Source organism: Microbaculum marinisediminis, from assembly GCF_025397915.1.
GTDB lineage: Bacteria > Pseudomonadota > Alphaproteobacteria > Rhizobiales > Tepidamorphaceae > Microbaculum > Microbaculum marinisediminis.
On sequence record NZ_JALIDZ010000003.1, the window covers coordinates 287,485 to 299,544 of the forward strand.

A 12,060-nucleotide genomic window follows, 5' to 3' on the forward strand; every position below is an offset into this window, starting at 1 on the left:
TGCCGGCGAGCCGATGAACGAACTGATCCACACCCCCTATGTCGGCGGGCGATCGCCGTTCTCGATCGGCCTGCAGTCGCTCGACCTTGCCGATTGGATCGAGCCGGACGCGCATCTTCGCGCCCATCTGGAGGAAAAGGAGCGCCTGTTTGCGGCGAGTCGGGACGTAGTGTTCGGCGAAGAGCCGGATACGCGGACGGCGCAGGCCGAGGTGCTGGCGCTGCTGGCCGATCATCTGCCGGCCCGGTTTCCCGAGATCTATACGCGGGACGGCGACCGCATCGCCATGGCCGGGCGGACCGTCGATCTGGCCACCGACGCGCCGCCGCTCCTGACCGCCTCGCGGCTAATCCAGGAGGATCTCGTCCTGATGCGCCAGGGGCCGGAGGGATACCGGCTGGTGGCGGCGAGCCTGTGTTTTCCCTCATCCTGGTCGCTTGCGGAGAAGTTCGGCAGGCCGATGTCGCAGATCCACGCGCCGGTCCCGCACTGGGAGGGAAAGATGGGGCAGCGCGTCGACCGCATCTTCCAGACGCTCAAGGTCGACCGGCCGGTATGGCGGCTCAACTGGTCGCTGTATCCGGATGCCGAGCTGCACCATCCCGAATCCCGCGAGCGGCCCCGGGACTGGTTTTCCGGCGGCAGTTCTTTGGGCGGTGATTCTTCCGATGCGATCGTGCCGAGCGCCTTCATCCGGGTCGAGCGGCAGACGCTGCGCCGTCTCCCGAACTCCGGCGATATCCTTTTCACCATAAGGATTTACGTCGATCCGCTGGCGGCGCTGGCGCGGCATCCCGAGGGCCGCTCGCTGGCCCGCAGCCTGCGCGACCAACTCGTGGCGCTGGACGAGCCGCAGGCCGCCTACAAGGCGCTGCTCGCGCATCGCGGCCGTATCGTCGCCGCGCTCGACGCCTTCGTGTCCGCGCCCGAGACTGCGGCAATCGGTGCGGGATGACGTGGCCGGGCTTCATACCTACATGAAACGCCGATGAGCGAGAACGACAGCGAACGCAACCGGTTTTCCAAGCGCGCCCGGCGCTATGCGCGGGTCGGCTCGCACGTCGGTTCGGTCGCCGTGAAGTCGGCGGGACGTCGGCTGCTGGGCCGCGAGTCGGCGCGCGAGCAGAACGCGCTCGAACTGGCGGCCGCGCTCGGCGGCCTGAAGGGCCCGATCATGAAGGTGGCGCAGCTGCTGGCCACCATCCCGGACGCGCTGCCGGCCGAATACGCGATCGAGCTCGCCAAGCTGCAGAGCCAGGCCCCGCCGATGGGCTGGGCCTTCGTCAAGCGGCGGATGGCAGCCGAGCTCGGCGCCGACTGGCAGACCCGGTTCCGGGAGTTCGGACACCAGGCGGCGGCCTCGGCCTCGCTGGGGCAGGTGCACAGGGCGGTCTCGCTGGAGGGCGAGGAGCTTGCCTGCAAGCTGCAGTATCCGGACATGCAGTCGGCGGTGGAGGCGGACCTCTCCCAGCTCGACGTGCTGTTCGCGATCCACCGGCGCATGGACCCGGCGATCGACACCAGCCAGATGGGCGAGGAGATCGCCGCGCGCATCCGCGAGGAGCTGGACTATACCCGCGAGGCCGCGCACATGCGGCTCTATCGCGCGATCCTCAAGGACGAGACGGCGATCCGCGTGCCCGCCGTGTTCGAGGACCTGTCGACCCGGCGGCTGCTCACCATGGGCTGGCTCGAGGGCACGCCGCTGCTCGCCCACAAGCAGGCCGACCTCGACACCCGCAACCGGCTCGCCACCGCGATGTTCCGCGCCTGGTGGTTCCCGTTCTCGCGCTTCGGGGTCATCCACGGCGATCCGCACCTGGGCAACTACACCGTCTACGAGGACGCGCTGGACTCGGGCGAGATCGCGCCGGCCGGCATCAACCTGCTCGACTACGGCTGCATCCGCATCTTCCCGGCCAAGTTCGTCGGCGGCGTGATCGACCTCTACAACGGGCTGCGCACCGGCGACGACGACCTCGTCGTCCACGCCTACGAGACCTGGGGCTTCACCGGGCTCACCCGCGAGCTGATCGACATCCTCAACATCTGGGCGCGGTTCATCTACGGCCCGCTGCTGGAGGACCGGGTGCGCGCCATCGCCGACGGGGTGAGCGCGGCCGAATACGGCCGCAAGCAGGCCTTCACCGTGCACAAGGCGCTGAAGGAGAAGGGGCCGGTGCGGGTGCCGCGCGAGTTCGTGTTCATGGACCGCGCCGCGATCGGGCTGGGCGCGGTGTTCCTGCACCTGCGCGCCGAGCTCAACTTCTATCGCCTGTTCAACGACGCCATCGAGTCCTTCGATCTCGACCGCCTGGCCCGGCGCCAGGCCAAGGCCCTGAAGGCCGCCGGCGTGCCGGCGTAGGCCGGCCAAGGCTGGCCAGGGCGCGCCTTTCGCCCCTCGTTCCTCGCCTGAACGCAATCTGAACGGCCGGTTCAGCCCCGGTTCCGGCGCGGCTGCGTAAAACCCGTCTCGTCCTCGAACGCGGACCCGCCCCGGGCATCCGCACGAACCAGGAGACGGAACAATGACCCGCACGATCGCCTTCGCCACCGCCATCGCCGCCGTCATCGGCTTCACCGCGCTGCCGGCGTCCGCCAACGACGTCTTCATCAACCAGACCGGCTGGGGCAACGCCGCCGGCGGCGCCCAGGGCGGCTTCGGCAACACCATCGGCGTGTTCCAGAACGGGGTCTGGAACGGCGCGGCCAGCCACCAGTTCGGCAACCACAACACCGCGGCCATCGGCCAGGACGGCGTCAACAACGCCGCGCAGACCTGGCAGCAGGGCAACCACAACCAGGCCGGCGTCGGCCAGTTCGGCGCCAACCACACCGCCATCCTGAGCCAGGACGGCAACGGCAACATCGCCGCCGGCGTGCAGGTCGGCAACAACTGCGCCGCCGATGTCAGCCAGGCCGGCGGCGGCAACGTGGCGGCCTTCGTCCAGGCCTGCCCGTAAAGCTCAGAGACGGGCTGACGAACGGGCACATCGGGAGGGGCTCCGGCGCCTCCCGGCCCTGCGAACCGAGCCGCGCATTCCCCGATCACCGCCTGACAGGTCCAATCCCTGACGGGTCCATTCCCTGACAGGTTCATTCAAGGAGATTTCCGATGACCACGCCCCACACGCGCATCGCTACCCGGCTGCTGCCGCTGCTGCTCGGCCTCGGCGCGACGGCCATCGTCGCCGGCGCCGTCCAGGCCGTGTCCGCGTCCACCGATCCCGCGCTCACCTGCGAGATCCGCGAGACCGCCATGGGCGCGATGGTCGCGCTCGAGCCGGTGGTCCGGTCCGACGGCGCGGTCAGCGGCCAGTACACGTTCAAGGTCACCAGCGCCGGTGGCGCGGGCAATTCGAACATCCGCCAGGGCGGCGGCTTCTCCGCCGACGGCGAGACCACGCTCGGCCGCGTCATGCTCGGCAATACCGGCCAGGCCTACGAGGCGCGGCTCGCGCTCACCGCCGGCGGCCGGACCGTCGAATGCGCCGAGCGCATCGGCGGCGCCATCTAGATGGCGATCCAATAGATGGCCATCTAATTCGCTTTCATCCTCCCCAAGCCTCCACCTTGGGCCCCGGTTCTCCGGGGCCCTTTTTTCTGTCCCCGCCAAAGGGGAGGCAGGCGCGGTGGCAACCGCCCCTGGACCCCCGCCTGCGCGGGGGTGATTGGAAACGGGCGGAGACAGAGAGGACCGGTGGGAGGGGCTTCGGGGCCGCGCCAGATCTCCGATCCGGCACCATGAACACCGTCTGAACGGCGGGTTCCGACGCGGTTCAGTCGCCGCCCGCCATTCTCCTTCCATCGGCTGATCGACCAGCCAAACAGACACCCAGAGGAGACACGTCATGACCCGCACGACCCGCAGCCTGACAATCGCGACCTTTCTCGCCGCCGCCCTCGGCGCGGCCGCGCTGGCGACGCCGGCGGCCGCCGGCGGCCAGGTGGCGCTCACCTTCAACGCGCAGACGCCTCAGCAGGCGCAGGCGATGAAGATGGGCCTCGGCCTCTACGCCTTCGCCAACGGGCTGAAGAGCGGGGGCACCATCATCCAGAACGGCTTTGGCAACATGGCCGGTCTCGCCCAGACCGGCGCGGGCAATTTCGGCCTGGTCCACCAGGAGGGCAACGGCCACACCGGCACGCTGACGCAGACCGGCAACGGCAACGCCCACGGCCTGTTCCAGTTCGGCGAAAACAGCGACGGCCACGTCACCCAGACCGGCAACGGCCAGGCCGGCGCAACGGTCGTGCTGGGGTGGTGAGGTGGGCCGCGGTCCGCGTGAGCGGACGAAACGCATCGCGTTTCGAGCGGTGAACGCGCGCGGCCCGAAGCCGAGCGCCGTGGCGTCTCGGTCCGTGACCAGGGTCCCGGGCGTTCGCGCGTCGAATTGGGGTGCATGTCGTCAGGCTGCGCCCGACCCGCTCTCACCGTCACCCCTGGGCTTGACCCGGGGGTCTCGTGCCATCTCCCCGAGATGCCCGGGTCAAGCCCGGGCATGACGTAGAAACGGATAGGGCGGCGTGGGGGGAGAATCGGCTCATGCCGTTCTGTTTTCAGTAGAAGTGCTGTGTTGGGGATAGTTGGTATTTTCCAAATCTATGGTCAAAATTTCCAGTTTCTACGCTCCACAATTTCGGTCTTGATTTATTGTAGAAAAATATCTCCCTGCGGATCGGCGTCTAGGCGAATTAGTCCAACAAGAAGCCATTGGTTATTTGTGCTTCGCGTCACGTTACGGCGGCTGTGTGTGCTAAAGGCAAGTACGAGCCCAGCTTCAAAATATTCTATTTCATATTTTTTCTTAATGAATTTAATTGCATTCTCTCTCCCGTAATTTCTTTCAAATCGATTGAAGGCAGTTGACGTCTCCCAATCGTCGCACTCATGGTTTCTAACTGTGCCTTCATTGTCGCGCCAGCGTGCAAAGAATTGGACAGGGCACGGCTCAAGTGGCCGCGCGGTACGATCAAAAAAAGACATTTGATTCGCGAGGTTCGCGTGTTTCTTTCTCTCCGAAGAAATATCGTCTTCGGATTTTTCCAGCCATTTTATCGATATTTGAGATGGCCTTAGTATAGTTAAAGATTCGCTTCGCGATTCTGCGTCTTCGAAGCTTTTTCGAATAAGTGGATTTAGGAACCGAGCCCGCTCAGAAGGCTTCAATTTTGATCCGGTAGTGAGGGATTCTGGGATTACCTTTTGACTTTCCAGTCGGATATCTTTTGGAGAGGTTGTGTATTCATATCTTATCCACTGCCATCTTCCAAATTTCTGTTCATCCGCTAGTATCCGAAATGGTACGGGGTACTGTCTGCGCCATTTTCCATCTCGGCCGACGCCGGCGCAGCAAACGGTTTCATAGTACTTGCTCGACCTATGTGGCTGCGCTTTGACTAGAATGAAACACTCGTCTTTGTTCACGCCCTTTTGGATCATGCGGTCTGACCTCAAGATGCTCGGTCTTAAGCCCTTGCAATACTTCTAGATGATCAGACACTATTTTTCTATGGCATTGGCGATGATCGCGCTCATAGCACATTAGACATACATTTTTTGAGCTGGCTAAACTCTTGATCATGGTGAGTGCGTCTTGCGCTGGCTGGCTTTCTAGCACTTGAGAAAAGATTTTTTGGAATTTGCTATACATTCCCGCACGGGCGGCATCTCTTCCCTCCTTCGGATCTCCAAGTGCCCTGATATGGATGTACTCAATTCCCGCGTTCTCCACAGCAAGTGAGAGTGCTGTTTTAGAGAATCCGCGCCGACGGGACTGGGCTCTTTCGCGAATATCAATCAGCACATCTATATCCCGCTCTACAAGCGTCGCTACGAAGTCTTCTTGCGTCGATTTTTCGTAGCCGATTGTCGTGATCATAGTGGGCCTCATCGGTACTCGATGTGCAAAAGATGGATCGTCCGAATGCGTAACGCGATTTGCCCGTTGAGGGAAATCCGGTCAATCGTTGAAAGGAATTCAAGCTTCCCCAGGAATGCACAGATGCTGGTCTTCATCCCCGCGTTATCGGTGGCAACGTTCGTCTATCTAGAACGTCGATTTCTTATAACCACTTGGCGAGCAGGCATAAGCAGTACGATTTCCTGCCTTCGAGCGTTCGCCTCTCGATACGTGCTGAGGTTCGGCGCAACTGGCGGACCGCCAGCCTCACCCCGTCTCCCACAACACCGCATTGCCCCCGCGCGCGGCTCTGGTATACAGGGCGCACGTTGCAGTCATCAGAAATCCGGGGGAGCCCCATGGCGGAAAAAACCGAAGCCAGCGTCGACATGAAGTCGCATGACGAAACCTACAAGGGTTTCATCCATCTCACGACGCTGACCGTCGCCTTCTGCATCTCCGTCATGATCATGCTTGCGGTCGGCAATGCAGGCGCCTGGGGCCTGGCCGGGTTCGGCGTGTTCCTCGCCATCGTCGGGGCGATCGTCGGCTTCATCATGAACGGCTCGCCGATCCCCATCGCCGTGTTCACGCTCGGCGTGCTCGTCCTCAAGCTGCTGATCGGGTAACGGCTTACCCGCACCAGTCACCGGACGGCGACAGCGTCGCCGTCCATCAGGTTTGCTTGACCGGCCGTCCGGAGTGGGGCGGCCGCGTGTCCCCGAGAGGGTGAGGAGACGGGCATTATGAAGATCGCTGTTCCAGCGGAAACCGAGAAGACCGAGCCGCGCGTCGCCGCGACGCCCGAGACGGTGAAGAAATTCATCGGGCTGGGCGCCGAGGTGATCGTGCAGGCGGGCGCGGGCGCGGCATCGCGCTATCCCGACGCCGACTACAAGGAGGCGGGCGCGACGATCGCCAAGACCGCCGACGCCACGGTGAAGGACGCCGACGTGGTGCTGGCCGTGCGCCGGCCCGCCGCCGCCGGGCTGAAGAAGATGAAGGCCGGCGCGGCCGTCGTCGCCATCATGGACCCCTACGGCAACGAGGCGGCGCTCCAGGAGATGGCCGAGGCCAAGGTCCTGGGCTTCGCCATGGAGCTGATGCCGCGGATCACCCGCGCGCAGGTGATGGACGTGCTGTCGTCGCAGGCCAACCTCGCCGGCTATCGCGCCGTGATCGACGCGGCGGCGGAATATGACCGCGCCTTCCCGATGATGATGACGGCGGCCGGCACCGTGCCCGCCGCGCGCGTCTTCATCATGGGCGCGGGCGTGGCCGGCCTGCAGGCGATCGCGACCGCCCGGCGCCTCGGCGCGGTGGTCACCGCCACCGACGTGCGGCCCGCCGCCAAGGAACAGGTGGAATCGCTCGGGGCGAAGTTCGTCGCCGTCGAGGACGAGGAGTTCAAGCAGGCGGAGACCGCCGGCGGCTATGCCAAGGAGATGTCGAAGGAGTATCAGGCCAAGCAGGCCGAGCTCGTCGCCTCCCACATCGCCAAGCAGGACATCGTCGTCACCACGGCGCTGATCCCCGGCCGCCCGGCGCCGAAGCTGGTGTCGAAGAAGATGGTGGAGAGCATGAAGCCCGGCTCGATCCTGGTCGACCTGGCGGTGGAGCGCGGCGGCAACGTCGAGGGCGCCGAGCCCGGCAAGGTGGCCGAGGTCGGGGCCGTCAAGATCATCGGCCATACCAACGTGCCGGGCCGGCTGGCCGCCAGCGCCTCGGCGCTCTACGCGCGCAACCTGTTCGCCTTCGTCGAGACCATGGTCGACAAGGAGAAGAAGGAACTCGCCATCAACTGGGACGACGAGCTCGTCACCGCGACGCTGCTGACCCGCGACGGCGCGGTCGTGCATCCGTCCTTTTCCGGAAAAGGAGACTGAGCGATGGCCGGTCTGACACCCGAGGAAGCCATACAGAAGGCCGAGCGGCTCGCCGCCAAGGCCCAGAAGGCGGCCGACGCCGCCGCCGCCCACGCGCAAACCGTGGCCGATTCGCTGAGCGAGGCGGTCGGCGCGGCCGCGCACGCGGCCACCGGCGGGGCGATCGATCCCTTCGTCTTCCGCCTGTCGATCTTCGTCATGGCCGTGTTCGTCGGCTACTACGTGGTCTGGTCGGTGACGCCGGCCCTGCACACGCCGCTGATGTCGGTGACCAACGCCATCTCCTCGGTGATCGTGGTCGGCGCGCTGCTCGCCGTCGGCGTCGACGCCTCGGGGATCATGGAAGCCGGCACCGGCTGGGCGCGCGGCTTCGGCTTCGCCGCCCTGGTGCTCGCCTCGGTGAACATCTTCGGCGGGTTCCTCGTCACCCAGCGCATGCTGGCCATGTACAAGAAAAAAGCGAAGTGAGGCCGGCGAAATGAGCGCAGACATCACCGCACTCCTGTATCTCGTATCCGCCGTCCTGTTCATCCTGGCGCTGCGCGGGCTGTCCAGCCCCGAGACCTCGCGCCAGGGCAACATGTACGGCATCGCCGGCATGACGCTGGCCGTGCTGACGACGCTGGCGCTGGCCGCCCCCTCGGGGATCATGGCCTGGGGCCTGATCGTGCTCGGCATCGCCATCGGCGGCACCATCGGCGCGCTGATCGCCCGGCGCATTCCCATGACCGCGATGCCGCAGCTCGTCGCCGCCTTCCATTCGCTCGTCGGCATGGCGGCGGTGCTGGTGGCGGCCGCAGCGCTCTACGCGCCGCAGGCCTTCGGCATCGGCACGCCCGGCGACATCCACGGGGCCAGCCTCGTCGAGATGTCGATCGGCGTGGTCATCGGCGCCATCACCTTCACCGGCTCGGTCATCGCCTTCCTCAAGCTCGACGGGCGGATGAGCGGCGCGCCGATCATGCTGCCGGCCCGCCACCTCATCAACATCGCCGTCGCCGCGGCGATCGTGATCCTGGTCATCGCCTTCGTGATGAACGAGAGCCACACCCTGTTCTGGACGATCACGGTGCTGTCGCTGCTGATCGGCATCCTGATCATCATCCCGATCGGCGGCGCCGACATGCCGGTGGTGATCTCGATGCTCAACTCCTATTCGGGGTGGGCGGCGGCCGGCATCGGCTTCACGCTCGGCAACACCGCGCTGATCATCACCGGCGCGCTGGTCGGCTCGTCGGGCGCGATCCTGTCCTACATCATGTGCAAGGGCATGAACCGCTCGTTCATCTCCGTCATCCTCGGCGGCTTCGGCGGCGAGACGGCGGCGGCGGCCGGCGGCGGCGAGCAGAAGCCGGTCAAGCTCGGCTCGGCCGAGGATGCCGCCTTCCTGATGAAGAACTCGAGCAAGGTGATCATCGTGCCGGGCTACGGCATGGCGGTCGCCCAGGCGCAGCACGCCCTCAGGGAGATGGCCGACACGCTCAAGGAGCACGGCGTCGAGGTGAAATACGCCATTCACCCGGTGGCCGGCCGCATGCCCGGCCACATGAACGTGCTGCTCGCCGAGGCCAACGTGCCCTACGACGAGGTGTTCGAGCTCGAGGACATCAACTCGGAGTTCGCGCAGACCGACGTGGCCTTCGTCATCGGCGCCAACGACGTCACCAACCCGGCCGCGGAAGAGGATCCGTCCTCCCCGATCTACGGCATGCCCGTGCTGCAGGTGTGGAAGGCGGGCACGGTGATGTTCGTCAAGCGCTCGCTGGCGTCCGGCTACGCCGGCATCGACAACCCGCTGTTCTACCGCGACAACACGATGATGCTGCTCGGCGACGCGAAGAAGATGTCCGAGGAGATCGTCAAGTCGATGTAGAGGGGGATGTTCCTAAATCCGGCTAAGTTTTTTGTGGCGAGTTCAGGGACGTGGCATATCCCTGAATTCGTACTCGTCGTCGACGACAAGTAAGCGCCAGCAATGTCCAGCATATTCAAGCTCACTGTTAATCCATTCTAGAGGCACAATCTCTCTATCCCACCACGCGTCTTTGGTCGGTAGTCCTCTCTCTACAAAATATTGAATTTTCAAATGTTCCACGATTATACGTCGGGCTTTGTATTGCGGTGTATCGGCTGAGTCTCCACCTCGGCCTATTTCTGTAACTGGCTCGTAATACGGCCAACGAATATGACGCCTTTTCTTTGCGGCACCGTCGTCGCCGAAGTCGAACACAACGTGCGATCTGCCGCCCCGTCCGCCGCGTCCGTCCGGCTGCCGAGCTTCGCCTCCTTGGCCCCCCGCCAGAAAGACATCATCGCAAGTGACGTGAGCGTTGCCTCCAGGTCCGCCAAGGCCTATCCCGCCCCGTCCACCTGGTCCGCCTAGGCCTCTGCTGTTATTTCCCTGAACTGTCGCGTTTCCACCGGGTCCTCCATCTCCTAACACGGCATCTCCGCCGCGGCCGCCCTCGGCGGTGCTATTTTCTCCATCGACAAATGCATTGCCGCCGTGGCCACCAGATCCTGGGTTAGAATTCATTGTGCGACTCACTCTCTGGAGGAAGCATGATGAATGAAGAGACTATTGTTCACGGACTTACGCTAAAGCAATGGAAAGCCGCATTCAGATCGGAAATATGCGAATTTGCCGCATCAACTTTCGTGTTTACGTTTGAGGGAACGGGTCTTATCCGAATCGCTTTTGGTAACGCTGGTCCTCATTTGAGTGAAACTGGCGGGAGAGAGCCCGTTTTTACCCATTCAGTCACGATTCCAGCCGACGTTGCTGTTGATCTGGCCGGCTTGCTTCTAAAAAAGGTTGCTGAACCAGAGTTGAAAAAAAGCCCGGAAAATACCTCGCGTTAGCCGTGTCCGCCGTCGCCACCTTTCGCGCGCGAATGTTTGCCGAGCGCGGTCGCGGATCCGCCGTCGCCGCCAGCGTTACGTCTGGCGTTGCCGCCACGTCCCCCAGCAGCGTGGCTTTGTTCCCCCAGCGCGATAGCACGTCCGCCGGATCCACCTTTGCGGCGTTCCTCATACCGAGATTGGACGGCGACTGCGACCGCAACAATCCAGAGTATCAAAGCTATCGCTACGCCTACAGGAAGGATCCAATTTGGAAGGGTTTCTGTTAGTCTTGGGAGAGACAGGCTTAATATCAAAAATACAAATCCAAGCATAGTTGGGATGACAATGGAGAATTTTTGTCTCATATCTAAATCAGGGCTCTCTTTTTGAAAGCTAAAAATTCTAATAAAATATAATTATAGGCTGCGCAATCCAAATCGAATTGGTGTTCCATCTTTTATATTTAGTTTGGCCAGCAACTTAAGCTGGGGTTCGAAAAGGGGCCCGCGATTGGATAAACGAATGTAATCCGCAAACCGCCTTACGCTACCGCGACAACACGATGATGCTGCTCGGCGACGCCAAGAAGATGGCCGAGGAGATCGTCAAGGCGATGTGAGGGTAGCCATCGTCTCGGTCGAAGTTTGCCGCAAAATCGATATTCAGGTGTCTGGCTCCGCGGACGCAAGATCGCTTAGCCAGCCGTCTGTCCCATCGAAGAAGTGGGCGACTCCTTCCATTACCTCACGGATGTCAGCGAGATCGATTGGATAGTCCGGTAGTTTAATTTCCTTGCCTTCGAGGCTCCAACCGTACCGAAAGGCGATGCCCCCTTCGTCAAGATCGTGGAAATCTTTGACGATCTGCTCCACTGCCTGAATACTTTCTTTGTCTGCCGATCCGGCCTTCTCCAAAATTTTTCGATACGTTTTCCAAAGCTTCCATAAGTTGTGTTTGTCATCGATACCATTTAGCCCCTGCCCACTGTACATGACGATGGTCCATTTCATCGCGAGTTCTAGGCCATGGCGGTAGTTGAACAAGATAGGGTAGATGACTGAATGCCGTTCGTGCTCGCATCCGGGCCGAGTGCAAAGTTCAATCAAGCCATCTGCTGCACTTAAGAATCCATCCCAAAGATGAACATGCCTCGTGAGCGGTTGTTTGGAAAACGTGATGCTTCCGGTCCAATCGTCTGAGCCGCGTAGGAGCCGATCACCTTTCTTGGGGCGCCGGTATTCCTGCTTGAGAATGTCTTCGAATTTTTCCGGGATATTCTTCATATTTTGTCCTTCCTCAAGACATGAGATTCCTTTCAGTCTGTTGCCTATTCATTCGTTCGCGGAAAGAGATTTGTTAGCGTTTGTTTTCCGGCTTTGGGCGTAGCTGTTTTTATGTATCTATTAAAGGAGAGATGACGTTTCTGT

Annotated in this window: 12 protein-coding genes; 10 read left to right on the forward strand and 2 right to left on the reverse strand. The window is 62.4% G+C overall.

The genetic code is table 11. The annotated features are described in order from the left end of the window. Positions 1-13 precede the first annotated feature (13 nt). From MUB46_RS07425 to MUB46_RS07445, 5 genes are all read left to right on the forward strand, one after another. On the forward strand, positions 14-955 hold the full coding sequence (locus tag MUB46_RS07425; RefSeq protein WP_261615251.1) for a heme-dependent oxidative N-demethylase family protein: 942 nt from the start codon (positions 14-16) through the stop codon (positions 953-955). Between the two features lie 33 nt (positions 956-988). Further along, the gene (locus tag MUB46_RS07430) at positions 989-2,365 is read left to right on the forward strand and encodes an ABC1 kinase family protein (protein WP_261615252.1); all 1,377 of its coding nucleotides are present in this window, start codon (positions 989-991) and stop codon (positions 2,363-2,365) included. A 163-nt stretch (positions 2,366-2,528) separates the two neighbouring features. Continuing rightward, entirely contained in the window at positions 2,529-2,963 is a 435-nt protein-coding gene (locus MUB46_RS07435) for a curlin (RefSeq protein WP_261615253.1), read from the forward strand. Positions 2,964-3,115: 152 nt separating this feature from the next. Continuing rightward, complete coding sequence (gene csgH, locus MUB46_RS07440) at positions 3,116-3,517, forward strand: curli-like amyloid fiber formation chaperone CsgH (RefSeq protein WP_261615254.1); 402 nt, start codon at positions 3,116-3,118, stop codon at positions 3,515-3,517. Between the two features lie 334 nt (positions 3,518-3,851). Then, positions 3,852-4,268: a curlin gene (locus MUB46_RS07445; RefSeq protein WP_261615255.1), complete on the forward strand. Its 417-nt coding sequence runs from the start codon at positions 3,852-3,854 to the stop codon at positions 4,266-4,268. Positions 4,269-5,381: 1,113 nt separating this feature from the next. Here the strand turns inward: MUB46_RS07445 and MUB46_RS07450 are convergent. Then, positions 5,382-5,882, reverse strand: a complete 501-nt coding sequence (locus MUB46_RS07450) for a DUF488 domain-containing protein (protein ID WP_261615256.1) — start codon at positions 5,880-5,882, stop codon at positions 5,382-5,384. A 380-nt stretch (positions 5,883-6,262) separates the two neighbouring features. On the opposite strand from MUB46_RS07450, the gene MUB46_RS07455 reads away from it, so the two are divergent. From MUB46_RS07455 to MUB46_RS07475, 5 genes are all read left to right on the forward strand, one after another. Beyond that, a complete protein-coding gene (locus MUB46_RS07455) occupies positions 6,263-6,532 on the forward strand; it encodes an aa3-type cytochrome c oxidase subunit IV (protein WP_261615257.1) in 270 nt (89 codons plus the stop codon). A gap of 117 nt (positions 6,533-6,649) precedes the next feature. Further along, positions 6,650-7,789 (forward strand): Re/Si-specific NAD(P)(+) transhydrogenase subunit alpha, encoded by a 1,140-nt coding sequence (locus MUB46_RS07460; protein WP_261615258.1) that lies wholly within the window; start codon positions 6,650-6,652, stop codon positions 7,787-7,789. Positions 7,790-7,792: 3 nt separating this feature from the next. Next, positions 7,793-8,257 (forward strand): NAD(P) transhydrogenase subunit alpha part 2, encoded by a 465-nt coding sequence (locus MUB46_RS07465; RefSeq protein WP_261615259.1) that lies wholly within the window; start codon positions 7,793-7,795, stop codon positions 8,255-8,257. Between the two features lie 10 nt (positions 8,258-8,267). Continuing rightward, the gene (locus MUB46_RS07470) at positions 8,268-9,662 is read left to right on the forward strand and encodes an NAD(P)(+) transhydrogenase (Re/Si-specific) subunit beta (protein ID WP_261615260.1); all 1,395 of its coding nucleotides are present in this window, start codon (positions 8,268-8,270) and stop codon (positions 9,660-9,662) included. A gap of 689 nt (positions 9,663-10,351) precedes the next feature. Next, positions 10,352-10,651, forward strand: a complete 300-nt coding sequence (locus tag MUB46_RS07475; protein ID WP_261615261.1) for a hypothetical protein — start codon at positions 10,352-10,354, stop codon at positions 10,649-10,651. Positions 10,652-11,295: 644 nt separating this feature from the next. Here the strand turns inward: MUB46_RS07475 and MUB46_RS07480 are convergent. Continuing rightward, the gene (locus tag MUB46_RS07480) at positions 11,296-11,916 is read right to left on the reverse strand and encodes a hypothetical protein (RefSeq protein ID WP_261615262.1); all 621 of its coding nucleotides are present in this window, start codon (positions 11,914-11,916) and stop codon (positions 11,296-11,298) included. Between the last annotated feature and the right edge of the window lie 144 nt (positions 11,917-12,060).